The following is a 24,662-nucleotide window of genomic DNA, read 5'->3' as shown; positions in this document are numbered from 1 at the left end:
CCAACGGAACAAATTTAGATTTTAACAAAAGAAATATCTACTCCTAGATCTGTAGATGGAGGTGTTGATCCTACAACCAAATACGATCTAACGTAAATATAATTCCCAGACAGGTATTGCTTATATACTGCTAAACTACTTAAGCTGCTACCACGATCAGCTATTCCAAGCACTCTATGTGTTGCAGGAGTCACTCCAGTCGGCAATTCTAAAGCATAGTAGGTACCAACTTTTTCCTTTGGAATTGTAGCAGGCATCTGTACAATCAAATTCTCTATCTGTTCTGTATTATTCAAAATAGCAGCCTTATTTGTATTTGTGAATCCTAAAGCTTCCATTGCCTTATCCCAAGCCTTCTTGACTGCCTTAGCAGTTGCAAGGAGTATAGAGCTGTCTATCTCAGCATTATCTGTTTTATCTAAGTTAAAACCGCTGTTCTTATCAAACTTATCTTCCTTCCCAGCCAGTCCCTCTGTAAGATCCTTTATAGTTGCATAGACCTTGCTCTGATCTATCACTGCATTAACATTAGCAGCATTGGAGATATAAGTTATTACATCCTCTACCCTCTCAAGAACTCCAGCTCCTTCTGCTGGAATAAGATCTGGTGTATTCGTATAGCAGTAAGAGTAAAGTATCTCTACTCCATCTTCTCCTCTGGCAAAAACTCCTATTTCCCTTAAATAAGTGTCCTCTGTTATCCCGGCATTACTAAAGGCTGTTCTTACTCTGTAGCTACCTCCTTCTAATTTTGCAGTACTTGTTATGGATAACGTCTTAAATGTTTCTACTAACTGGGTAAGTTCCTCGGGGTCTCCTGCAGGAACTCCTTTTCCTAATTCCACCTTTGTAAAAGTAAGAGACTCTCCACCAATAACAGCCCTTGCAAGGAGGTCTTTTCCTAGATTGGTAAGAGAGTTTCCTGTATATTTAGCCATTTACACCTCCAATATATCTCTCTACTTCTGTAATTGCCTCTGTACTAAATGGTATCTCTTCAAATAAAGATAAGTGAGTTGTAATACCATGATAATTGCTGCCTTCCCACTGGTTACTCACTATAATCCCCTCTAAATGACTTCTTTCATTTTTAGTCATCTCTATAGCCTTGTAGATTTCACTTAACTTATCTCCAGGAGGAGAACTGGTTCCCACTATCTTAAAGTGATAAGGATCCATATCTGATTCCCACCACTCTAAAAGTTCAAAATCCCCGTGAATATCCTGAACTGTTTTCTCTACAGCATAGCTGGTCCCCTTTGTTTTTCTAACAATATAGGATGTCTCTACAAGCTTAGCTTTTGTTGCTTTAGGCAGTGTCTGGTCATATCCTTCTGTCTTCCATTGGTATGCTAACTCATCAAGAACAGCCTCATCTAAAGAATTAAACCAGCCATAAGTAAAAAGGTTACTTTCTTTTTCATTAATAAGGTTAAGCTCCTCCTGTACTATCTGGCAGATGATTTGAATATCTTTATCCTGCTGTAAAAAATATGGAAGTAACTTTAATATGTTTATTTCAGATATTTTAATCATCTTCAATACCTCCATAAACAGGATTAACATTAACTTCCTTTGCCACTTCAAAAGTTTCTACAACGGTAAATTTGGGGTTGATGATTTCTATTCTCTTAGCCCCAGCTTTTCTCACAAGATAATTGAGTTCAGTTGGATTAATGTCTCTTTTAAGAGCTCCTTTTTGCCAGGCTATATAATCACTCACAGACTTTTGAACCTTTGCTTTAATTTCATTTACAAGCCCTACATTACTATTTGATATATAGTAAGTAAAATCTATATCATAAGTAATTTGCGATGGCTTATTGACTATCAAATTATCAGTCAGAGGCCTTCTTTTTTTATCACTGCAAACTGTTTTAACTGCCTCAAGAATGCTATCTGTCGGTAACTCTCCTCCTTTCATTAGAGGGGTAATTCTAACTGTTCCAGGAGTAGTTTTAGCCACATTAACATCTATAATATCCTGGTGAGCTGTCTTAGCCCAATACTTATACCCATCTCCAGGACCAGCTGTAGAGAATTTACTAGGAGCTTCCCTTATCCTTTCTTTAAGGCTGGCATCAGATTCAATTTCAGCCCCTCCTTGACTTCCATCAAGGTTAGTTACTGATTTAAAAAATGGGAAAGGATCTACTATCTTATTTATCTCACCAGGTAAAAAGTCATTACCAACCTCTCCTACCTCCGTGCAGGTCCCTATCACATCTTTGCTGGTTTCTCCTGGAGCAAACTCAAAGTAATCTGTAATAAAATATAGATTATTACCTGGAGTTACTCTGGTAGGAGTAACTCCTATAACATTAGGCTGAGCTTCTTCAATTTCAAACCTCAAGGTGTCAGTGGCAGCTTTTGCAGGTAATCTTTCTGTATCTGTAAATACCCCTATCTCATCAGTAAATTCTCCCTTTGTATGCCTAACAAAGTTCATCTTAAATCCCTCATTGGTGGTTTGATTCCTTATAAAGAATCCATAAGCTATTGCTTGAAGAAGCCACCTTCTTTCATCTGAAAGAGCAAGACTCTCTCCACCTAACTTTTCAAACTTATTAATAAATCTTGCAGTTATTTCTTCAGCACTCTCCTTATGGATGTCTAAGTTGCTACTCAATTATCTTCACCTCCACCCTCGGTTTAAGAACACCACTTTGATGATCTGTAACATAAGATACCTTTTCTACCTTGAGCCTAGGCTCATACCGCCCAAATTGCTCCTTTATATTCATAAGTCTCTGGGATCTATTCAAAGGGGTATCTATGATATCACCATCTACTCCGATCCCTCTTCCCAGAACAACTTCTCCTTGGATCACTGAAAGGATATTACAACCATTTTGGAGAATCCGTTCTACTCCTTTAGCTTTTAAATTAATATTTTTTCCTGCTTCCAATGTATATATCATGGGCTTATAGCTCCTTGGTTATAGTCTTCATGAACATTTTTTTTAGTTGTTTCCTTCTTAGGTGTAGTTATTATCTCAATGCTTCCATCTATCTCCTTTATATATTCCTCTAATGAAATGCTGACATCTATCTTTCTAACTTTTCCCTTATTTGTTATATGCTCGTGTCCGGCATCATAGGATACTATGACGAATTCCCCTAAAAGCTCTTCTCCTAGAACAAAGTCTAATATTTCTCCGCTTTCTGAATAACCTATCAGCTTCCTCAGAACCTCCTTGGGGTTAATCCCCAGGTCACTTCTCAGGGAGATCTCTAAGTTTAATTTCTCTAATGAAATATCCACCAGTTCCAATAATGGCTTTAGGCCTCTTCGCTTATGTTGCTCATAATTCCCTCCTCCACTCCTCTTGAGGTTACTAAAAATCAAAGCTTCAATATTGTCTCCATCAAAGGATACTGAGAAAGGGATCTCTCCTAGTACTCCTATCATTACTCCTCCTTATTCATATGGAAGTGAAGTCTTTCCACCTGAATCTCCAGTATGCGGGTGCTTATTCATACTCCCCTTATCTGTTATCACATCAGCACAATTAATATCATGATCAAAGTTACTCTCCCCTGCAGAAACATTAAAAGCTTCTGTAGTGATATTTACTTCCCTAGCTTGAATATTAACCACTCTTCCACTTGCTATATTTATATCGCCCACACAATCTACCTCTAGAAGGTTCGTTTCCATGTTATACTTAACTCTTGTCCCATCTGGAAAGAAGATATACTTTACCTTCCCGATTTCTGGAGGTAGGTTTTTCCCCGAGTTATAGGATCCTATAACAAACCCTGTGCTTGGTGCATGAGGTAGAAAGATGCAGACTACATCTTCTCTAAGACTAGGCATGGAATAGTTCTTCTCCTCTTTGGTATGCGGCAGCAGTACCTTCAGCTCCTTTGACACAATTCCTGGAGAATCATCAAACACCACCCTAACACTCGATTTTTTATAATTTATAGAGGATACCTTTCCAGTTCTAATCATTCTAAACTCCATTAGAAATCAATCCTCCTTCTCGCTGAGATGCTGCATTGGTATGCTCCGTCTAAGCTATGCTCTACAGATGTTATCAGATAGACACCACTGTATCGACCAAACCCATTTAAGGTGATAGTCATTCCAGCAAGGTAACTGACATCCCCCATATCTTTAAACTTTATCTCTGTTTCATGTTTGTTTTTACTTCTCAGTAGTTTTCTTGCCCTTTCTCTGAGAAACTTTTCCTTTTCCTCCTTAGTACCTCCCGTTACTCCTGTATCTATATTTTTATATAAGATCTTTCCAGTTTTGACTTTATAAAACTCTGAAGCTGGGGCTTCAAAGCTTCCCTTTAAACTTTCCCCGAGTTCTGGATCATAATAAGTAATCTCACAACAATCATAGATCTCAAAGTCATCACACTTAATTTCATAGTTCATAAGATTAGGTTTTAAGAAGGTCAGCACACTTTCTACCTTCTCGTATTTTTCCTCATCAAAAATTATTATTTGAAGATCAGTAATTTTGAGTGTAGCCCCCTGTTCCTTTGAGATCCGATAAAGTAATTGAGTATCCGATTCCTTTACCTGATCCACCTTGTCAAAAAGAAATTCAGTGTCACAATCATAAAAAAGGTTCATTGAGTTTCTATCAGCTATTTCCTGAGCTATTTTGCGAAGTGATACATTTTCCCAGGTACTATCCCTCGATACACTCTTAAGCCCTTTATTAATATCAACCGATGTCCCTGAGATAGAAACCTTATCAGGGACACCACTAAATGATATATCGTCCACTGTGAAGGTTCCACACTTCAAGATCCTGTTGTCTCCTTCCCCTTTCCAGTTTATGACTCCTATCTCTAACTCAAACTTATCCCCTTTAAGGACAGCCCACTCATTGATCCACTTATCTCCCATGAGGTTAAAGGTTGCCGAGTCCCCCTTATCTAAGTTATCTGTATATGATGCTGACTGTAGATATGGTGTGACCTCTCCTGTAATATCTTTTCCCTCATAGGTTATCTTTACGTAACTCCTTCTTGCTCTCATTGTTGCCTCCAAGGAGGAAGAATTTCAGAAGTGCTTGGAATATCAGGGCATATAAGGTCAATTCCTGAGCTGAACTTTACTACATTGGCATACCTGATATTAGCTTTAATAAGCTCCATAGAATATCTATCACTTCCATATACTTTATGGCTGATTCCATCCCACATATCTCCTTGGAGAGTAGTATAAATATCTACCTTCCTATCCAAAACTCATCCTCCTTTCATTTTTTTGAGCCTTTTGTAATGCCTTTTCTACCTGGTCCTCAATTAATTTTGATAGCTGTGGTAACTCTTTTTTTAGTTGCTCTAGTATATTGCTCCCTCCATGGATTACTGGAGCAAATGTTATTGATATTTCATTTCTAACTTCTGAATTAACTTTTGACACATTAGATTGAACTTTAGATGTTAATGCAGGGATTCCCTCTCCTGCAAACATCCCCATCTTCTTTCCGGCATCAAACCACAGTCCTTGTGACCTTCTTGATCTATCATGGGGAATTATCGATTCTGGAGTCCTTCCATCACCTACTAGAGCGAGGTGCGGCTTGCTTACTACACCGCCTTTTGCATAGGCTGGTATAGTATTAGTAGAGTTCCCCTTATCCTTACCTCTTTTCTCCTTCCATTCTTTATATTTATCCATTCCAAAGCTAAAAATCTTACCCGGTATAGTAAACTTTTTCCAAAGCTCCCATAGCTTCTTCAATCCACCGGTAACATATTCATATGTTGTTTTAAAGCCTGACTTTATAAGGTCCCAGTTTTTATATATGAGGTATCCTCCTGCTACGACAGCGCCTATTCCTAGAACCCAAGGATTAAATAGCATTGCTTTTCCAGCACTTCCAAGAGCTGTTACCCCTGTTTTAAGTCCTCCTAACAATGGTCCCCACTGCTTCCAATCCTTAACCAGCATCGCTGTATTTTTCAAAAACATTAAGTCTTCCTTTGTTTTAGAAAGTTGCTTAATCCCGAGTACAGCTCCGCTAGTTCCTAACTTTAACCCTACAAATCCAGCTGCTCCATATGCTAAAGCTTTTGTCATCTTAGGATTCTCTTCTGAAAGCTTGGCAAGCCCATCACTAAATGTTCTTAAAGCATCGGCTCCACTTCTTATAGGAGGAAGGAATACTCGGGTTAAAGTTCCCGCTGAGTTGACTAAAGATTTTCCGACCAACTTTAAGGAAGTGCCTGTAGTATCCAGTTTGTTATTGTATTCATTCATAACACTTCCAGAATACTTACTTGTATCTCCTACAAGCTTTAAGTTATCTTTTAAAAAGCTTGTATTGCTTATTAAGAGCCCCATACTACTCATAGCTTCTTCTCCGAACAGTTCCTTTGTAACAGATAGCTGTTCCGCTTTATCCAGCTTATTCAAACCTTCAAATACCTTCAGTAGAGTGCCCTCAGAGTCTTTCTGAAGATCTTGTGCTACCTGGGTAGCATCAAGTCCCATCTTACTAAATGCAGAGGAAACACTTTTAGTTGCCGCTTCTCCTGAAGCAAGGGTTCCATATAGCTTCCTTATAGCTGTTGAAGCGGTACTTGAATCCTTTACTCCTAATGCTACAAGGGTTCCACCAAGTGCAGCTGTTTGAGCTTCAGAGAAGTTAGCCATCCTTCCAAGGGATCCTACAGCTGTAGTCATCTCTGCTACTTGAGCAGGTTCTACCTTGATACTATCTCCTATTAGATTCATCTGATCTGCAAGTACCATTACCTCTTTCTGACTCATTTTAAAGGCTTCTCTCCAAGTTGCAAGAGTACCTCCTGATGTTCTAGCATCCATATCAAAAGCTACTGATACCTTGGCAGTATCTGCGGCAAACTTAGGGATTTCATCTAACTTTATTCCAGCTTGCCCAGCTGCTGCAGCAATCTCATATATCTCAGAGTTAAATTTAGGAATATCCTTAGTAGCTGCTTTCAATTCCTTTTTAAATCTCTCAGCCTCTTCTCCAGCTAATCCTGTAGTTTTCCTTACATCAGCAAATGCAGTCTCATCATCTATTGCAAACTTTACAGCAACTCCTATTGTTGCTGCTTCTCCAGCAGACCTGGCAAATGTCCCTCCGGCATTATCAGATACTGACCTCTTAAGCCCTTCATATTTTTTGACTTTTTCTTGTTCTTCCCTCACTTTTTTCATAGAGTTGGCGAGCTCTTTTTGCGATCTTGAGTACTTAGCTGTTTCTTCCTTTGCTTTTTTCATCTCACGCATCTTCTCAGCAAGCGCCTGCTTTTGCTTTTGAGTGCTTGTTTTCAACTTGTCTTCAGCTTTTTTTGCTCTTTTAAACTCATTAACCATTGCCTTGGTAGGTCTTTTTGTACTGTCTAACGCTTTTCTTAGCTCACTTACTTTGGCACTGGTTGCTATGAGCTCCATTTGCTGTTTTTTATACTCTGCCCTTCCACTTTCAAACTGATTTTCAAGTTTAAGGCTTGTTTTACTTAGGCTTTTAAAGTATCTTTCCTGCTTCTTCATATCCTTCATTTCATTGCTTAACTTCTGCAATTCCTTAGAAGAACTTCCAAAAGCTTTTTTTAAGGAGGGATCAACACTCCCTCCTATCTTCATTATGAAATCTCTACTGCCCAGTCGGGATCACCTCCAACCACTTTACTAGCTCTGTAAGCTTCATGCTTAGAAAAAAATCAGCACCACTGTTACTTATCTTTCCTGCAAGGAGTATCGCTTCTCTGAGTTTCTTAAGCTTTTTTTCAGAGTCAAGGTCTACCCCAACAAAAAACCCTTTATAGCACCTGTTACTCTTGAGAAGTCCTTAGGATTAAGCTCTAGGATGAATTCATAAGGTAACCCAGAAGCTTTTGCAGCTACTGCAGCCTGGTATGCTTGCGAGTAGTTTGCATCTGGTATAGGTTGAAAGAATCTCTCTCTAAAATTAGTTTCCGCTTCACATATATCGCCACCAGTCAACGAGTTAAGATCTAAATCAACCTTTTCAATTTCTACATCATTGAACTTCATTTTTTTGCTTAATTTAATTGATATGGTGCCGTTCTCTATTTTAATCTCGCTATTTTTTGCTTCATTTTTATTTTGTTCTCCCATTGTTCCTCCATATTTAGAAGAACGTCCGAAGTGCGGACATTCTAATTCTTATAAAAAATCATCTTCGTCCAGGTAATTTATGCCATCCACAACAAATTTATTATTAAACTTGTCTATATGAAGAGTAGGGATCTCATCCATAAATACCAATAAACTGATTACCTCAAATTCAGCTTCAGTTTCCATGGATTTTGCCACTTCACCCTTACCTAGATTCTTACCCTTTGGCTTCACATTAGCCACTACTCTAATATTTCTAGCCTTTGACTTAGAAAGCGGGTGTCCTGAGTCCTCTACGAGCATCTTCCCTCTAAAAGTTAGGTTATGAGTTCTAGGGGCCAGCAGTGTTGAAAATTGCATATTTGGAGACCTTTTCTTGATCTTTATCTGCATCCCCTGGGTAAGACCAGCTATTGGCATATCTATCTCCCCAGCTATTCCAGAGCCTGATACTGTATCAGTCATAAACTGGATATTAGGAAGTTCTATATCCACAACTCCAAGCTCTTTTAATGCATCTACATAAACACTAAATCCCTGTAGGGAAGTAGGAATTCCTCCTAACATTAGTTACCACCTCCAAATAGTGTTTTTAAATACTCAGTATCATACTCTAGATCTGATTCTATAAGCTCTGCTACTCCCACAGGTGCCATATATCTCTTAAAGTAATATTTACCGTCCATAAGGCTTGTAGTGGGGTTCTGATTTTGATTGAACTCTATTCTTCCTCCCAATATCGCCTGTTTGGTTACAAGACCATTGTAATAATCGTTATAAGAGTCTACGATCTTATCCATCAGCTTAGGTGTAGCGGGTTTGTCTACATCTAACCAGTAAGTAAGGATAAAGTTGTTATTATCCCAGATAAACATCCTCTTGTTATTAATAAAGTTGTCTTTAATATCCCTGTTGCTTGGATAGCATCCTGTTCTGTTCCCCCATAGCCTCCACCCATTATTGAAGTTGATCGAGGTAGCCACTCCATTGTCATTTAGATAGTTGGCCTGCCCTAGGTTAAGCTCCACTTCTGTACCATCTTCAAGGCAAATTCCAGTAGTCATAAGAGGTTTGTTTGAAGGCGATTCGTAAGGCATCTCCTTGTTTTTCTGATCTATGACATACATTGAGGCAGCTACAAGAGTGGATATATGATAGATTTTATCTCCTAGACTAGCTCTAGGCCAGAAGTTATACTGGTTTTCATGGATGTAACTGTTATCATTCTTCCAAGCTGGAACCTTACTATAGCTATCCACAGTTTTTGCTTCTATATCTGTGAGGGCTATTCCATTAAAGACCTCATTGATATTTTTCATACTTGATACCAGAGACTGAGCTACTGCCGGGATATGGCTCCACCCTGGAGCCAGCCCTATATTAGGTACTCTGTTGAATTTTGTGAAAACATTAGGAATAAGGGCAAACCCTTCATTTTTAAATGATACTGGGTCTACTCCTCCTATGATGTCATCATCATCTACTGCAGAAGGATCTAACTTATCAAAATCTACAGTTTGGGCTCCGTCTGCTATGGTTATTGCCACAAGGTTAACAGTCCCATCTTCATTAAAGGCCGCTGTGTAATCTGTTCCTAGTTCCTTTCCTGTTATCTTTAAAGTATCCAGTAGGACACCTGTATCTTCTAGTTTTGCTATTCCATCGACAAAAGTAGCTGATGCAGCTGCTACGCTGGTTTTATGAATCGCTGGATCCAAAACGTTTATCATAACTACTGGTCCTGTTTTAAATAACCTGAAAAATGCATCTATAGCTTCGCAAAGAGTATATTTCTTCCAGTCGTCGCTATACCCAAAGGCTTCTATAGCCTCTTTTTCTGTATAGCAGATAACTGGTGTATTGACTTTAGGACTAGTTGCCATATTTACAGGAGCTGTCCCTACCACTACAGCGGTATTTCCCATCTGTAAGATTGTAGACAGGGAAGTAGGACTCTCTCCTGCTCTTACACCGTGATTTACTGACATTATTTACCTCCTCTGATACTTTCCAAGGCTTTCCCATATATGATACTCATCCTCGACTCAGCAATTTTGAGTTGTTGGCAAGCTCCTATATAGTCTTTCTTTTCAATGAAAAGAGGAGCTGTTAATGGATACTTCTCCTTCAGCTCCTCTACTTCTTTTGGGAGCCCTCCTCTAAAAGCCATACCTTCCTCCAGGATCCCTCTTCTTACAGTAGGTCCTATATAAAAAATAGGTGGTCTCTTTTTTGGCTTGGCTTTTGTTTCCTTTCTTTCCATTGTCTTTTTCTTTTCAGACATTCTTCCTCCTTACAGGTAATCATCTTGAGGTGCTACTGTTGCCACAGTAAAATTCAGCTTACTTTCCCCTAGGTAATAAGGGAATTTTACCTCTCCAAAAACCTCGTGCTTCATCTTCCTTTTTAAGTGACCAAAATTAAAGTTTGTATCCTTTAAAAAGTTTTCTCTAATTTTATCTATGATAGAAATCACATCCCAATGCCCATAGGCATATGTCTGTTTCATTTTTTCTTCATTTCTATGATCTGCTTCGCTCATTCCTACAGTTCCGTAAAGGACTGCTACTTCTACATCACTCTCATTGGCCTCATCCCCAACGTAGGTTGTCTGTATCAGGATATAAGGATTTCCTTTAGCTGCCTTCTTGGGAAGTGCTCCGATCTCAATAAGAGGATCTACGTACTCTCCTTCAATATCAATGAGTTTTATTCCCTTGGTTGATTCCTTAATTCTTTTTTTTATTTCCTCTTCCAGATTTCTAATTGACATTATTTCCCTGCCTTTTCAAAATATTCATCCACCATCTGAGGGAACCTCTCGTCCACATACTCCTGGGCAGTCTCCTCTATATACTTATCCAGGTTAGAGGCTCCTATCATCCCTCCCACTGAGTAACTCCGCTCCACATCCATAGGATATCTGTTGGGGCCAGACCTTCTGAAGACTTGCATATTTCCCGGTTGATTCCTTTTTTCTCCCAAGAAAGCTCTCTTCAGTTCCTTTAATCCTCCGCTTCTACTTTGAGCTACCTTTATAGGCCCATTGGAGGGAACTTCTACCTTAAACCTTGCTAAGGTGAACCTGTCCTTGTTTCTCTTCCGGTTGTTTTCAAGCTTTGCTTCAATGTTCCCTGGCTTTGCTGAAGTTATTGTTAAGGATTCTTTTATGGGTTTTTTATCTATGAAGTATTCCTCTATAATTTTCTTTACAACTTCCCTCTTTGCTTCTTTGGCTGCTTCATTTACTAGCCTTGCTGTCACCACACTCAAGGCAGATCCAGCCCGCTCGCTAATCCCTTCTAGTTCTTTCTTAGCTTTTTCAAACTCTTTTTGGTCTACAAATATCACCGGTACACCTTCACCTTCAGGTTTATAACCCCATCATCTTCCTCGGTTTCAACTATCTCATAGGAAATAGAGCCTATAAGAAGTCTCTCCTCTCTTCCTGGACTCCCTAGGAGAGCATAATCGCTCTCCTTTAAAGAAACTATTTTAGTGGCCTCTGAATTATTACTATACCCATAGTCATAGGTACTTTTTTTCCTAGTTCTTTTTGATTGTTCCTCCTCAAAGAGAACGGTCATCTCAATTCCTTCTATAACCACCTTCTCTGCAAATTCATTTGAATTAAAAAAGGTATTAGCGATATCCTTGTTAAGGTAATCCTTAAAGGTTACCATCTACTTAACCTCATAACCTTCGCTTAACTTGGCCCAAACCTCCGCTGCTCTCTCTGCTTTATTTCCAGTAGTTTTTATATCTAGCTTTTCATCAACTCCATCAAGATCAGGAACAGTCATTTTCATGAGCTCAGCAAAAGAAAGAGGTGCCTTGTCTTCCTGAGACTTTTTAAGGTTCTTATTTTCTGCCTCCAGCTCCTCAATTCTTTTTTCAAGAGGATTTTTACTTTCTTTAAATTCCTTTACAGTACCGTTGGCTATAAGACTCTCCAGGACTTTCTCATCCTTTATGTCTACAAGATCTCCTATTTCATATGTCTTTTTAGCTGTCCTATATTTTCGAATAAACCTTTTCATTTACACCACCTTCCATGAGAAGTAAGCTGACATGTCTGAAGGCTGGAAAACAGGCCTTGACTCAGTTGAAATAGATTTTTCTTTTCCATTTTTACTTATACTCACCCTTGAGTGTCTAATTTCCTCGTGAATATCCTTCCCTCCATCTTTAAAGTAAACAACCGGAGCATACAGGACTTCACCATAAGTAGGACCTCCCACTATTGTCCCCTCTGGGATAATAGGTTTGATCGCACCATTTTCTTCTAGTGTTCTATCATATTGATATATATGAACAGATCTCTTCTTATAGAAACCTATATAGGCTACTCCTGGAGCCAGGTCCTTTTGCTTAGATTCAATTGCTTCCAACCTTCTGTTATCTAAGTATTCTAATGTTTGAGGGTTGTTTACAAAAGCTGATGAAGCCTTTCCATCCATTACCACTGCCCCTACTTTTGTTCCGTATTTTTCAGCCTCTACAATAAATCCATCAAGATCGTCTAATGCTTTTATTGTGTTTACATCCCAAGTTTCTCCAACTCCTAAAGTCCCCTTATTTGACATCTTATAATCAATCTCATATGGATGGTCTCCTGATGAAGAAGTAATCTTTCCTTCACTTAAAAACTGTCCTGCAAACAGCTCCTCTTTGTTAGTGATTTGATTTTCTTGATTTCCTAAGATCTTTCCAACCCTAGTTGCCATTCTTAAACTTGCACTTTTACCATCATTAAGACTATCTCCAGCATCCCTTTTAAACGCATCTCTAGGCGTTAATACATACTTAGGAGATATGCTAGGAGCTGTTATTGCATTAGTACTTATCGCTTTTTCTTTTACTACCCTACCATCTTCTATCGGAGATACTATAGGTGCTACCTGGTTACCATTAGCTGTTGTTTCTAGCCAGACTTCCTCCTCCCCTACTGTTACTCTTGTTGGAAAGAATAAATCCCTTAAAAAGCTTCTCTTAACCTTCTGTTTCTTTCTTATTTTTCTAATTGTTTTGCTGTTATAAATTCCCATTATTCCCTCCGTTAATAAACTTCTTTTATAAAAATAGAGTTCTTTCTAGCAGCCTTGATAAAGCTTTTTATATCGCTGTCTTCTTTAACCTTAAGATATTCCTGGTTATACTCTCCTGTAAGTATCACATCTACCTCAGTGTCTCCTGCAGTAGCGTCTACATCTTCGATGAGTATCGCATTGATATCTGTATAATCGACTTCCCCTGCTATGTTACTTGTCCCATCAGAATGCTCTCCAAGGAGGGATCCCGCTTCTAATACGGCTCCTGACTTTATTATTGCTTTTCCTACTACTTCGGGAAAAAGGCCCGCCTTAGCTGCCTCCCATTCAAAAGTTGTTATTGTATTTTTCATTCTTCCCCTCCTTATACAGCTTCATATCCAGCTGCAGCTGCATTCAATATTGCTTCATCAAGTTCTTCACCAGTGTTCGTTGGTGTGGGCTGCCCTACTCCTTTGGCTCCACTGTTCTCAAAATCTTCCTGTCTTTCATGTATTTCTGAAGTTGCTTTAAACGTATCGGAATTAAGGATCTCCATAGCTACTTCTTCAGCATTTTTAACTTCCTCATACTTTGCCTTGGCTACTATCTCAGCTCCTCCATTTTTAGTATTTAGATTATCCAGCTTTTGGAGTCTGGTTCTTTCGTTAGTAACTCCTTCAGATACTCCTGCTTCCTTACCTTCGTTATAGATTTCATTGTAAAGCTCTGGATATTTATTTTTTAGCTCATCCTTTGTCATCTTTTCCCCCTCATTTACTGTATTTTTTATCTTTGACTCATTTACCGGCTTCACTTCAGGTTCTTTAGGCTCAGTGATTTTCCCTCTATTTCTCAAGTTTTCAATAAGACCTTCAGGAGTATTGTCATAAGAATTTAGGATTTCAAATTCTTCAAAATTTTCAATAGTTCCTAAGTTACTGAAGTCTTCTATTTTATCTATAAATCCATTTGCTAAAGCTTCTTCAGGATTCATCCATGTGGTTTTATCCATCATGTCAGATATTTCTTCTCTTGTAAGGTTACTTTTAGTCATGTAAACATCGATTATATCTTCTTTTATTTTGTCTAATTTATCCGCCCCTTCCCTAAAATCTTTAGCTTCTCCCATAGCAAGCCCTGAAGGATTGTGAATCATCATTTCAGCCCCAAGGCACATCCTTGTTTCCTGGCACGACACTCCTAAATAACTAGCTGCACTTGCTCCAATACCATCAATAGTACCTATTGTCTTGATATTGTTTTTAGCTGCATACCTTTTTAAACTATTTGCTATGGCATGAGCCTCAAAAACATTTCCACCAGGCGAGTTAATATTAAGATTTATTATTTCTGTGTCCTTTGCATTTATTGCATGCAACTCTCTTACAAAAGCTTGTGAACTAACTTCCCCTAATTCTTTCCAGGCCCACTTAGTAATTGCTCCATAAATATAAATATCTGTTTCTTTTGTTTCTTTGTTTGTAGAAAAGTTCCAGAACTTCCCTACTTTTTTATGTTCCCCCGGCATCTATTCCCCTCCTTCTATGTTTAGTTCCCTTATCAGCCTCTCTTCATTCCCTCTTTGCTTAATTACCTCTTCGAAGTCATTTCCGTACTCCTGACATTCAATCTCCCTCGTGGTAAAGTGTTCCTGTACTCTTATTTGTGCCGCCTTAACCTCTTTAAAAGGATCAAGACTAGCCTTTTTAGGCCCTACCCACATAGCTTTACAGTATGCTTTTCTCTTAAGCTCATCTTCAAAAAATCCAGGAGCTTTGATCTTTCCATCTGCTACAAGCTCCAAGACAAATTCCTCATAGATCGGTTGATTGAAATAATCATTAATTAACCTTCTGACTGCTACAAATCTCTTCCAGGCCTCCTCTATAGCTGCCCTACTAGCTGAATAAGAGCTTTCAAACCTATTTAGTAATACTTCCTTAGGGATTTCCAAAGCACAGCCTATTTCCTCAATTATTGAATCTACGAAAGATTTATATTGTGCATTAGGTCTTGAAGGAGATACTGTTACAATATCCTCTCCTGGGTTTAATGTCTGAAGACTACTTGATGATACTTCCAGCTTTGATGAATCAGTTATTTTCTCTCCTTCTTCTACTCCCCCTAGTGCTCCAAATTCTCCATCCTCTCCTCTGTCACTCTTTACAAATGTCCCAAATATCCCGCTTATGATAGCTGCATCTAATTCAGCTTTTGAATATCTTCCTAATTGCTTCAATGCTTCCACCACAGGTGCTATCACTGGGACTCCTCTCCTTTGTCCTGGCCTTTCTGGTTCGAATAGGTGGAGGATATTTCTTCTTCCAGTCTTTCCAAAAGCCTCTATTCTTTTTGTAGAGTACGTATACTCATCTCCTGGATGTTTATCAGCTACGTGATAAGCCACTAGCTCCCCTGTAGCACTTAGTTCAACACCGCCTTTTATGTCAGCATCACTACTTCCTTCAAAAGGATTCATTACTCTGTCAGCTTCTACAACCTGGATAGACAACTTGCTTCTGACTCCTTGCCTATTTTTTAAGACAGGAATAGCGAAAACATCTCCATTCATCGCCCAGCTTAATGTTGTTAAAGCCTGCAACATATAAAATGTGTGCATCCTCATACTGTCTGCATTGGGAGATCCTGCCCATAGTTCAAACTCTCTTTTGATGGTCCTTTCTATTTCAAGTGCTTCTTCTCTTTTAAGTCCTAAAAATTCATAATCAATTACAGGCTTTGGAACAAGTCCTGCTCCAATTACATTAGCTCTAAATTTCTTAGGGATTCCACACCCTAATGGAGTCCCCATATACAGGTCACGAGATCTCTTTATAAGCTCTTTTTGGTTAGACACTATATCTTCATCAGGCCCGCCTCTCCCTAGTATCCAGGAGAGAAATGTGCTCTTTGTTTTACTTGCTCCGTGATGACTATACCCCTTATTGATTATTTCTAGCCCTTGTCTTGCATAGGCTCTTTTTAGCCCTGCTCTGGGGCTGATCTCATTTATCACTCTGTCGATTAGATTCATTTTTTCTCCTATAAATCATCTCTAAAGATGACTCTGCGCCCCATCTTTGATTTTCCACTTAAACTTGCTACCTTCCGCTCATAATACTCAACATACTTCCTGATTTCGCTTATATTGGCTCTAGTAAGCTTTCTGCCACCTTGAGTTTCATAGCTCTGCCCTCCTATGGCAACTGCTTCCTCCGCTTCTAGCCACATGGCAAGCCTTCTTTTCGCTTCTTCCAGTATCATCTTTTCTCCTTTTGTCTGCACTGCGGACAACCTATAATCTTCCTATCTTTCCTGCATTATTCTTAGCTCTCAGCTCTGACAATTTCTCTAAGTTGACTCTTAGTAAAGTAAATGCAGCAGTTGCATAGTCTCTAAGGTCTATCCCCTCATTTCTATCTCTTATCTGCTTCCAGACAATCTTTCCGTTTTCAAAGGTCTTAACTTCAGCTGTTAAAGATCTAAAATATTTAATATCGTAATTTTTATCTGGGTTGGTAGGGAAATAACAAGTCCCTGGTCCACTCTCTATTTTCAGTCTGGAAAAGAGTAGATCTTTCAAAGCATTTACCCCTATTGGAATGAGGTGAATCTTATTTGTCTTATCTTTTCTAGGCTTATTGATAATAGGGACTCCATCTCCCCCTCTACCCTTGATACCAAATACCCTCTTACTTTCTCTTGGAGCTATAAAGTCATAGGTCTTTTTAGTGTGATGTCCCCCTGTATCTATGCATGTATTGGTAATATTTAAATGTGATCCATCAGCATAATAAAAATCCTTTTGAAGGTAACCATCTAGCTTTTCCCATACCTCATCTTTAGCAGGGTTTCCATAGAACTTTTTATACTCAATTCCATAGGATCTCTCACCTAGTCCCCAGCCTACTACTTCTATCTCCAGTCTGTCGTCCTGCACATCCACTCCTGCAGTCAGGATTAATACTTCATTAGGTAGATCTGCCGGGTAAGGTATCCTCTTATCGTAAAGTGCTTGATAATCTATCTTGTCTTTTATTTCTTCTTCCCATGTTTCACCGAGAGAAGTGTTTGTCCATGCTTTTAGCTTTTCTGGATTCCCTTTAGCCTCTAGATAGTCCTTTCTAACATCTTCCCAAGTCCTAAAAGGTGAAGCCAATTCATTTAAATGGAAGCCTTTGTGTGGATTTTCTGGGAACTCTGCTATCCATTTTCCATTCAATTGATTCTCGCTCTTCCATTCCTTCTCGGTGTGAAGAGAACCACAAGTTTCACATTCCATTACAATTCCTTCAATGTTCTCTCCCCATTTAACTTTGTCCCATTCCAGCGGTTGAAACTCTCCACAGCTAGGGCAAGGAAGATTCCATCTCTCTTTAGAAGACACATTATATAAATCTTCTATTTTTGAATTTCCTTTAATGGTAGGAGTAGATACTCTGACATGCTTTTTGTTCCAGAATGTTGTAGTTCTCTTCTCTGCCAGGGTTAGGGGGTCTCCCTCTTTTCCTGCTGATTCTGGAAATCTATCTACCTCATCTGAAAGAACTATTCTTATAGGTCTTGAAGCCAGGGATGAGGGGGAATTAGCTCCTACAAAAGTTATATGTCCCCCTGGAAATATCTTTTGCATTACTGTATTTCCTGAATCCCTACTTCTTGGATCCCGAACTATGTCCTTAAGAACTTTTGTAACCCTTATCATTGGTGCTATTCTGTCCTTAGAAAAAGCTTTCGCCATATCTACCGTAGGTTGCACTACCATTATTGGACACGGATCTAGATGCATGTATCTTCCAATGGTGTTTAGAATTGCCTCTGTTTTCCCTGTTTGCGCTGAGAACATTAGAGTTATTTCAGTTATATGATTCTCACTGATACAATTCATTATTCTTTCTAAATATGGGGTTCTATCTGTATTCCACCTTCCAGTTTCAGCAGATGACTCACTTGCTAGTTCCCTATACTTATCAGCCCACTCCGATACCTTAAGATTCTTAGGAGGCTTAAAGCCTTTGAGAGCTCTTCTTAATATTTTTAAAGTTCTGCTATTAATCTTTGATACCTTCCTCATCTCTCTCCTCCCATTCCAGATCTTTGTATTCTGATAAGCTATTTAGAATCTCATCTGTAAATGTTTTTAAAACTGACTCTATCTTTAATCTTTCAGTCTCTCCTTCTAAAAGCCGTGCTGCTTTACTAGGAATAGCTCTCACTTTTGATTTAGTCATACTGGTTACCTCGCCAAGTATGATTTCTACTTCATCCACTGGAATATATTTTTTCTTTAGCACATCTAATTTGAACTGAGCAGCTTCAGCCTTAATATCCACAAGCTTGTCCCGCTTTGCATCTACTTCTTCAAACTGTTTATCCCTATACGCAATATAGAGATTAATGCACTCCAGGAAGTCATAGCTCCCCTTCTTATTCCTAGCATCTAAAAATATATCCCTTGCATACCTTTCTGAAATTTTAAATCTTCTTGATAAAAACTTTATATCTGCATAAATCTCCTGCATATCTCCTCCAAATATATCTGGGAATTTTCAATCGGAACTGCCTAAAAAAAAATCTGTCACAAGGAAGAGCCCGAGCCTCCCCACCGCACAAACCTTTTAAAATTCCCCAGAAGGACCCAAAACTTATCCGTCCTCCTTATCGCTGAGAAACATCACTCCTACTCCATCCTTTATTGCTCTCTTCCCTACCTCATACTTTACTCTCTTGAGATCAAGCTCCACCTGCTCCAGTGGTGTTAAGATACTAAATAGTTCTTTGCCTAGTTTGAATAACTCAGAGGTTGCCATTATCCTATTCTTCAGGGCTTCCTCTTTTGACTTAACAAGTGGCCTTTCACCTTTTCTTTCTAGCTCCATTAGATATGATAGGTTTGATTTATGGAGGTTTTGATAATAACCAATTATTTCATCCCTCAACTCTACTCTCTTGCTTATATCATCCTCAATGATTGCCTGCTGCAGGATTGCTTTACTCTTTCCCTTCTGCCACTCTTCCTTGCTGGCTATGTTTCTGAGGGTTCCATAATTCACTGTATACTTTATCGATAGATCTACTAAGTCGACTCCAGCTTCATAGGCTTTCTTTATCTCAGTCTTTAATTGAGTAGGTATTTTTTTATATTTAGCCATCAATCATCCCTCAAGGTACTAAGGCCTATAAAGAGTCTGTTTTCCATGAGGTCTATGATCTTCTCACCCATGCACTCCTCTGTGTTTATGTACTGGATAATTCTCTTTCTTAGCTCCTCTACATCCTTTGTACTCTCTACAGTAAAGAATGGGTTATTGCATGTGTAGATATACGTGTTTGCCAACATGCTTATAGTCTCATTCTTGTTATCTGTTGATAGAGTACTAATTCCATATTTCTCTGCAGTTTCCATTAGTTTTTTTAGTTGATCTATCTCCAGTAAGATTAAAATAAGATCACCTCCATGTATTTCTATTCTGGTGTCATTTTTTTGTCATAAACCCCTTGGTATTTTTGAGCTCATTATAAAGAATTCTCTAGGGAATATCTTGAATTAAATTTCTATTCACTCCTCTGTGTAACCCCTATAAAATATAGTGTTATTAGACGATTATGCCTGGGAGATTCTTCCCCACTTTTCGGGATTTGTGGGGAAAAATTATTTCCACTAAATAACTTAATTTTTCCATGTTATTTAAGTGAAAATATTTGTCTTTTATTCTCTTGATTTCTCTTCCTTTATGCTTACTATCATGCTTTTTAACTATATCTATGAGGTGTTCATAATCAAATACCCAATAGTTTTCTAATAGGTGTTTATACACATTGGTGGGGACTCTTCTCCCGCTTTTTTTAGCTAGTTTAGAGCTCCTCTTAAAAGCAAGGTACTCTGCTTCTAACCTTGGTACGATCTCCTTCTCTAGACAGTTATATGCATCTACAAACAGTTTGTTATGTGATAGTTCTCTAAAGATATTATCTATGATCGAGTCATCTGCTAATAAGGCTTTTAAGGTGTTGTCCTTTCCTAGCTTCTCTGTGTAGTAACTATATGAGCTACTTAGCAGCCACCACTCTATACGCAGTAGATCTATCTTGGGTAATACAACTTTTTGCTTGTTGAAGGCTGCTTCTTTTTGCAATTCCTCTATCTTGTCATAGGCTCGTACTCCATGATTGTTCCATCCACCATCAAGGGTGGAGTCCTTAAATAAGTTCTTATATTGCAGTGTCTTTTGTCTATTGCTTATCTTTCTTAACCTTTGAAGATTTAAAAATAACAATGCCAAGACCTGAAGATATTCTTCAAACTTGACCACAAGGTTTATATTTATTTCTATCTCACTAATAATAGCTCTTGAGATATCAACCTCTACCTTATTTTGTGCTAGTTCATCCAATATCATAGCCAGGGCTTCTTTCAACTCAACCCCTCTTGCATTTGTTATATTGTGACCCTCCAATACCTTATTTGGATTGAAGGAAAGATTACTCCATACTGTATGCTTTCCATTGTCTTGAAGTTTTTCCACCTTTTCTAAAGTATAGTAGTCATCCTCTAGCTTGACCCTTTCTCCTATCCAGTCCTCCCCCTCTATACTCATTGAGGCTTGTGAGGGGGAAGTAAACTCTATATTGCTAATAACTATCCTGTCGATTCCTATCCTACACACTCTCCTCAGATCTAATTCCATCTAATCACTCCTCAAATAAGGGAGCTCTTATCTCTTCTAAAGAAATCTCTTTGCCTTCACGAACTAGCTTGATATCCTCTCTTCTACTAGATAGATACCTTTTAACTATTGCATCTACATATCTAGGATCTAGCTCCATAGTCCTGCAAACTCTTTTGGTTTCTTCACAGGCCATAAGGGTAGATCCACTACCTCCGAAGAAGTCAATAACTATATCTCCAGGCCTTGAACTATTTCTTATTGGATAAGCTATTAAGTTAAGGGGCTTCATAGTAGGATGAATATCATTTCTTACAGGTCTATCAAACCTCCATACTGTGGTCTGCTTCCTATCTAAATACCAGTTGTGTGCCTTCCCTGGCTTCCATCCCACTAATATAGGTTCATGCTGCCATTGGTAGTCTTGCCTTCCCATTACCAAACTATTCTTTACCCATACACAGCACTGGGCAAAGTAGAAGCCCGCCTCCATCATAGCTTTTCTGAAGTTCATCCCTTCAGTGTCTGCATGAAATACATAGATCCCACCACCATCCTCCAGGCTCTCATATATCCTAGAATATGAATTCAATAAGAACTCATAAAACTTAGAGTCGCTCATATTATCATTTTTGATTGTTAGCTTCTCTTTGGTAGCTCCTTCATAGTTGACGTTGTACGGAGGATCAGTCACTACTAACTGTGCTTTTTCATTTCCCATAAGAGTCTTAACATGCTGCTGGTTGGTAGAATTACCGCATAATAGCTTATGCTTTCCCAGCTTCCATAGATCACCTAATTGTGAGAAGGGCTCCCTCTCTAGATCGACTTCTGGAACCTCATCTTCTTGAATCTCTTCTATGGCTTCACTTAGATTAAGATTTATATCTTTTATCTCATCTAAATCAAATCCGGTGAGGATGAGATCGCCATCCATAACTCTTATGGCTTCTATTTCTAGCTCTAGCATCTCCATATTAAAACCTGTATCCATAGTCAGCTTGTTGTGAGCTAGAATATATTGCTTTTTCTGTACTTCAGATAGATGCTCTAGCCTTATAACATCTACTACTTCACTTCCCATCTGCTGCAGTGCTATAAGTCTTCCATGCCCCTCTATGATGACATTGTTTTCATCTATAGCTATGGGGTCATTGAAGCCAAACTCCTTTATACTCGCTTTTATCTTATCTATTTGTTCCTGAGGATGTTCCTTGGCATTGTTTGCATAAGGAACTAACTCTGTAATATTAACCTTTTCAATCTTCATATCCACCTCCTCACTTTTATCCTTATCCCAAAGGGTGAGCTGATATTGCCTAAAAGACGATTAAACCAGCTCATACTTTAAGATAAGGATAAAATTCCAAATAAAAAAGGGCGCTTATCCCATATTAAAATGAGATAAGAGCCCTGGTTTGCCTAGTCGCTCTAAGATATTAAATTTTTATGCTTTTCGTAGGTCTAATAAAACAGACCTTTCCATTATGTACTTCTATAAGAATTTCTCCATGTCCACTATCCTTGGAAACCTCTTCAATTTCTTTTTCAATTCTTTTAAGTATTTCCTTCATAACTCACCCCTAATATAATCCTAAATAAAATTTTTGTCAAATAACTTTTCAAATAGATCTCTGATCCTTATATTAGGAGTATATAGAGTTTGTATTTAAATTACTAGGGGTACAAAAAGAAAAAGTACCAGAAACGGTACTTTTTTCTTAAGGTTACTCCCCTATATTCTCAAAGGAAGCTTTAATAAGCCCTTTACCATTATCCAGATCCTCTAGACTTTTTACTATGAACTCAAAGTTCCCAGTCCCAAAGTGACCTACATTGGTCACATCTCTACCTATAGAACTATACTCCTCTAGTTGCTCAGAGGTAAACTTTAGATAAAGGATTATCCTCTTTCTCTGACACTCTATACACATAAAGTTCTTAGATGTCTTATAGGCTACATACAGTTTTTTTGGAGCTTCTTCTACACTCTCTCCCAGGTCCACTGTATAATCTCTTATTTCATCTAGCAGGTTCTTTAATTCTTCTGTTCCTAGCTTGCTTTTCCGGTCCTCATAGGTATGGATAGACGCTTCTTCCTTACACTCTTTTTTCCCTTTATTCACCTTCATAGGTTTAGGTGTAGATATATCCTTTCTGCTGAAGACCTCCTCTAGATTGAACATCCCATTCTCATAGTTCTTATACTTCCATAACTCTATAGGTGCATTCATCATCTCTGCTGCATGAAGGTCATACTTCTTATACCCTGGAGCTATGCATATGACCCTTATGCTGCTCCAGTCCACCTCTACATCCCCAAGGGTTTTATTTACAGCCATTTGAAAGTCTCCCTTGTGATCCTTTAACCATGATAAATAGAATAAGGATTGATTTAAAAGACTGGAGGATTCCTCCTTCTTATACTCTATTATCACAGGGTTATTATCCTCTGATATAGCAAGGGAATCAATCCTTCCAGAGTGAACATTACCTGTATGAAACTCTGAAGCTACAAACCTGCAACTAAAGATCTCTTCAAGGTTATTTTCCACTAAATTTTGTAAGTCTTTTTCTAGAGGAAAGTTTTTCTGTTTTATTGTTTCTAGTTTATTACCCCCTCTATTAAATAGCGGCATATTTTTCCTCCTTTATTTAATCATCTGATCCAAGATATGTTGCTATTGCAAAGATCACAAGAACTATTACTGTTATCGATTGTAATGCTGAAAAGAAACCAAGTTCACTGCTTCCTATTCCTGAAGCAGTTGAAATACCGATTGATTTATATAAGCTTTCCATAATACTTAATGTCTCTATGCTTTGAGTATGTAAATCATATAATAAAAAATCTCCTTTAAAAATATCTCTAAAAAAATTATAAGCGATCCCCTTTTTAAAAGAAGATAATTCTTTCAGAAAACCTTTAGAAACTTCTAAGTTTAACAAATGATAAAGAACTGCAAAGTTTAAGTTCAACTCTATATAACTATTGATTGCAAGTTTTATTCTTTCATGTGATTTCAAACTAGATGATTTTTTTCTGATTTTTTCTTCTCTAACTTCTATTTCTCCACTTTCAGTTTCATATCTAGCATTTTTTAATATATATTTTTTTGGTTCAACTACATCTTTCCCAAATGCAAAGATTAATTCAAATGATCTTGAAATACAACGATATATAAGTAAGTAGAGAACATAGTTTAAACTTATAATTTTCACAGGTAAATTTGCTAAAAAGAACATTACAATTGAAATTGCTAGATTAATACAATTTCTTTTTTTTATGTATCTAGCTAGCTTTCTTTCTAATTTTTTCCTTTTAAATTCACCTTTAAGATATATTTTCCCTAAATGAGCACTAACCCAGTCTAAAGATACAATTGACTTCAAAATTATCTTAAGGAATTCCTTATCTAAATCACTTTTTTTTAATAAGCTACATAACCTTTTTACGCCTTTTATTTTTATTCCTGTAATAGTAACTAAATAAAAGGCGTATAATATTAGGCACAATAAAATCTCAAGTAAAATTATATTCCCCCCCACATTAAATACAACATATTTTTACTAAAAAAAATATATTGTATTATCATTTTAACTTCCACTTATTTCTAAGCTTTTTTATCTTCTTGTCTGAGTATTACTAAAAAACTCTATTCAATAATATTTATAGTAATATCTGAGTAAAAATGATCACAAGCGTACTATACTTTGGATTTATATTGATAATGGTAAATATAGAGCTACTATTCTTAAAAATCTATAGTTTTATCTCAATTAATTTGAATACCTTACTTCTCATCCCCCCAAAATATATCTCTTAACATTAATGTTATTTAAGATATTACAAGAGGTTTATTGATTGGTATTTGAA

At 37.8% G+C, this 24,662-nt stretch carries 31 protein-coding genes; all 31 read right to left on the bottom strand.

What is annotated here, in order from left to right; genetic code table 11:
* Nucleotides 1–14: 14 nt before the first annotated feature.
* The 31 genes from QMG11_RS14535 to QMG11_RS14385 all read right to left on the bottom strand — a co-directional run bounded on the left by QMG11_RS14535 (nt 15) and on the right by QMG11_RS14385 (nt 24,334).
* Complete coding sequence (locus tag QMG11_RS14535; RefSeq protein ID WP_281836950.1) at nt 15–938, bottom strand: phage tail protein; 924 nt, start codon at nt 936–938, stop codon at nt 15–17.
* Entirely contained in the window at nt 931–1,536 is a 606-nt protein-coding gene (locus tag QMG11_RS14530; RefSeq protein WP_281836949.1) for a phage tail protein I, read from the bottom strand. Before QMG11_RS14530 ends, QMG11_RS14535 begins: the two co-directional genes overlap by 8 nt.
* The gene (locus QMG11_RS14525) at nt 1,529–2,629 is read right to left on the bottom strand and encodes a baseplate assembly protein (protein WP_281836947.1); all 1,101 of its coding nucleotides are present in this window, start codon (nt 2,627–2,629) and stop codon (nt 1,529–1,531) included. Before QMG11_RS14525 ends, QMG11_RS14530 begins: the two co-directional genes overlap by 8 nt.
* Entirely contained in the window at nt 2,622–2,921 is a 300-nt protein-coding gene (locus tag QMG11_RS14520) for a hypothetical protein (protein WP_281836946.1), read from the bottom strand. Before QMG11_RS14520 ends, QMG11_RS14525 begins: the two co-directional genes overlap by 8 nt.
* Nucleotides 2,918–3,412 carry a phage tail protein gene (locus QMG11_RS14515; RefSeq protein WP_281836945.1) on the bottom strand — a complete coding sequence of 165 codons (495 nt, stop codon included), beginning with the start codon at nt 3,410–3,412 and terminating at the stop codon, nt 2,918–2,920. Before QMG11_RS14515 ends, QMG11_RS14520 begins: the two co-directional genes overlap by 4 nt.
* Before the next feature lie 9 nt (nt 3,413–3,421).
* The gene (locus QMG11_RS14510; RefSeq protein WP_281836943.1) at nt 3,422–3,970 is read right to left on the bottom strand and encodes a phage baseplate assembly protein V; all 549 of its coding nucleotides are present in this window, start codon (nt 3,968–3,970) and stop codon (nt 3,422–3,424) included.
* Nucleotides 3,970–5,004, bottom strand: a complete 1,035-nt coding sequence (locus tag QMG11_RS14505; RefSeq protein ID WP_281836941.1) for a phage late control D family protein — start codon at nt 5,002–5,004, stop codon at nt 3,970–3,972. Before QMG11_RS14505 ends, QMG11_RS14510 begins: the two co-directional genes overlap by 1 nt.
* Nucleotides 5,001–5,213 carry a tail protein X gene (locus tag QMG11_RS14500; protein ID WP_281836939.1) on the bottom strand — a complete coding sequence of 71 codons (213 nt, stop codon included), beginning with the start codon at nt 5,211–5,213 and terminating at the stop codon, nt 5,001–5,003. Before QMG11_RS14500 ends, QMG11_RS14505 begins: the two co-directional genes overlap by 4 nt.
* Complete coding sequence (locus QMG11_RS14495) at nt 5,206–7,590, bottom strand: phage tail tape measure protein (protein WP_281836937.1); 2,385 nt, start codon at nt 7,588–7,590, stop codon at nt 5,206–5,208. Before QMG11_RS14495 ends, QMG11_RS14500 begins: the two co-directional genes overlap by 8 nt.
* A gap of 156 nt (nt 7,591–7,746) precedes the next feature.
* On the bottom strand, nt 7,747–8,085 hold the full coding sequence (locus QMG11_RS14490; protein ID WP_281836935.1) for a phage tail assembly protein: 339 nt from the start codon (nt 8,083–8,085) through the stop codon (nt 7,747–7,749).
* A 48-nt stretch (nt 8,086–8,133) separates the two neighbouring features.
* Entirely contained in the window at nt 8,134–8,652 is a 519-nt protein-coding gene (locus QMG11_RS14485) for a phage major tail tube protein (RefSeq protein WP_281836933.1), read from the bottom strand.
* On the bottom strand, nt 8,652–10,073 hold the full coding sequence (locus tag QMG11_RS14480; protein ID WP_281836931.1) for a phage tail sheath family protein: 1,422 nt from the start codon (nt 10,071–10,073) through the stop codon (nt 8,652–8,654). Before QMG11_RS14480 ends, QMG11_RS14485 begins: the two co-directional genes overlap by 1 nt.
* A complete protein-coding gene (locus QMG11_RS14475; protein ID WP_281836929.1) occupies nt 10,073–10,369 on the bottom strand; it encodes a hypothetical protein in 297 nt (98 codons plus the stop codon). Before QMG11_RS14475 ends, QMG11_RS14480 begins: the two co-directional genes overlap by 1 nt.
* Before the next feature lie 9 nt (nt 10,370–10,378).
* Nucleotides 10,379–10,858, bottom strand: coding sequence for a hypothetical protein (locus QMG11_RS14470; protein WP_281836928.1), 480 nt, complete (start codon nt 10,856–10,858; stop codon nt 10,379–10,381).
* Entirely contained in the window at nt 10,858–11,436 is a 579-nt protein-coding gene (locus QMG11_RS14465; protein ID WP_281836926.1) for a phage tail protein, read from the bottom strand. The genes QMG11_RS14470 and QMG11_RS14465 overlap by 1 nt, the downstream gene beginning before the upstream one ends.
* Nucleotides 11,433–11,768: a hypothetical protein gene (locus QMG11_RS14460; RefSeq protein ID WP_281836924.1), complete on the bottom strand. Its 336-nt coding sequence runs from the start codon at nt 11,766–11,768 to the stop codon at nt 11,433–11,435. Before QMG11_RS14460 ends, QMG11_RS14465 begins: the two co-directional genes overlap by 4 nt.
* Nucleotides 11,769–12,125 carry a hypothetical protein gene (locus QMG11_RS14455; RefSeq protein ID WP_281836922.1) on the bottom strand — a complete coding sequence of 119 codons (357 nt, stop codon included), beginning with the start codon at nt 12,123–12,125 and terminating at the stop codon, nt 11,769–11,771. It abuts the gene before it with no gap.
* A complete protein-coding gene (locus QMG11_RS14450; protein WP_281836921.1) occupies nt 12,126–13,133 on the bottom strand; it encodes a major capsid protein in 1,008 nt (335 codons plus the stop codon).
* Between the two features lie 11 nt (nt 13,134–13,144).
* Nucleotides 13,145–13,489 (bottom strand): hypothetical protein, encoded by a 345-nt coding sequence (locus QMG11_RS14445; protein WP_281836920.1) that lies wholly within the window; start codon nt 13,487–13,489, stop codon nt 13,145–13,147.
* An 11-nt stretch (nt 13,490–13,500) separates the two neighbouring features.
* Nucleotides 13,501–14,646, bottom strand: coding sequence for a head maturation protease, ClpP-related (locus QMG11_RS14440; protein WP_281836919.1), 1,146 nt, complete (start codon nt 14,644–14,646; stop codon nt 13,501–13,503).
* Entirely contained in the window at nt 14,647–16,152 is a 1,506-nt protein-coding gene (locus tag QMG11_RS14435; RefSeq protein WP_281836918.1) for a phage portal protein, read from the bottom strand.
* Between the two features lie 8 nt (nt 16,153–16,160).
* Nucleotides 16,161–16,403 (bottom strand): DUF6148 family protein, encoded by a 243-nt coding sequence (locus tag QMG11_RS14430; RefSeq protein ID WP_281836917.1) that lies wholly within the window; start codon nt 16,401–16,403, stop codon nt 16,161–16,163.
* Between the two features lie 10 nt (nt 16,404–16,413).
* A complete protein-coding gene (locus QMG11_RS14425) occupies nt 16,414–18,192 on the bottom strand; it encodes a phage terminase large subunit family protein (protein ID WP_281836916.1) in 1,779 nt (592 codons plus the stop codon).
* Nucleotides 18,170–18,640, bottom strand: coding sequence for a hypothetical protein (locus tag QMG11_RS14420; RefSeq protein WP_281836915.1), 471 nt, complete (start codon nt 18,638–18,640; stop codon nt 18,170–18,172). Before QMG11_RS14420 ends, QMG11_RS14425 begins: the two co-directional genes overlap by 23 nt.
* A 123-nt stretch (nt 18,641–18,763) precedes the next feature.
* On the bottom strand, nt 18,764–19,270 hold the full coding sequence (locus QMG11_RS14415; protein ID WP_281836912.1) for a hypothetical protein: 507 nt from the start codon (nt 19,268–19,270) through the stop codon (nt 18,764–18,766).
* Nucleotides 19,270–19,458 (bottom strand): hypothetical protein, encoded by a 189-nt coding sequence (locus tag QMG11_RS14410; RefSeq protein ID WP_281836910.1) that lies wholly within the window; start codon nt 19,456–19,458, stop codon nt 19,270–19,272. The genes QMG11_RS14415 and QMG11_RS14410 overlap by 1 nt, the downstream gene beginning before the upstream one ends.
* 256 nt (nt 19,459–19,714) lie before the next feature.
* Nucleotides 19,715–20,806, bottom strand: a complete 1,092-nt coding sequence (locus QMG11_RS14405) for a phage/plasmid replication domain-containing protein (protein ID WP_281836908.1) — start codon at nt 20,804–20,806, stop codon at nt 19,715–19,717.
* Nucleotides 20,807–20,810: 4 nt separating this feature from the next.
* Nucleotides 20,811–22,061 (bottom strand): DNA methyltransferase, encoded by a 1,251-nt coding sequence (locus QMG11_RS14400; RefSeq protein ID WP_496435407.1) that lies wholly within the window; start codon nt 22,059–22,061, stop codon nt 20,811–20,813.
* Between the two features lie 163 nt (nt 22,062–22,224).
* Entirely contained in the window at nt 22,225–22,359 is a 135-nt protein-coding gene (locus tag QMG11_RS14395; RefSeq protein WP_281836904.1) for a hypothetical protein, read from the bottom strand.
* Between the two features lie 153 nt (nt 22,360–22,512).
* A complete protein-coding gene (locus QMG11_RS14390) occupies nt 22,513–23,424 on the bottom strand; it encodes a DUF5655 domain-containing protein (RefSeq protein ID WP_281836902.1) in 912 nt (303 codons plus the stop codon).
* A 16-nt stretch (nt 23,425–23,440) separates the two neighbouring features.
* Nucleotides 23,441–24,334, bottom strand: coding sequence for a hypothetical protein (locus QMG11_RS14385; RefSeq protein WP_281836901.1), 894 nt, complete (start codon nt 24,332–24,334; stop codon nt 23,441–23,443).
* Nucleotides 24,335–24,662: the final 328 nt, after the last annotated feature.

Source organism: Propionigenium maris DSM 9537 (assembly GCF_027925155.1).
GTDB classification, from domain to species: Bacteria; Fusobacteriota; Fusobacteriia; order Fusobacteriales; family Fusobacteriaceae; genus Propionigenium; species Propionigenium maris.
Note: the sequence above shows the minus strand (reverse complement) of the source record. Positions and strands in the feature narration are given on the sequence as shown.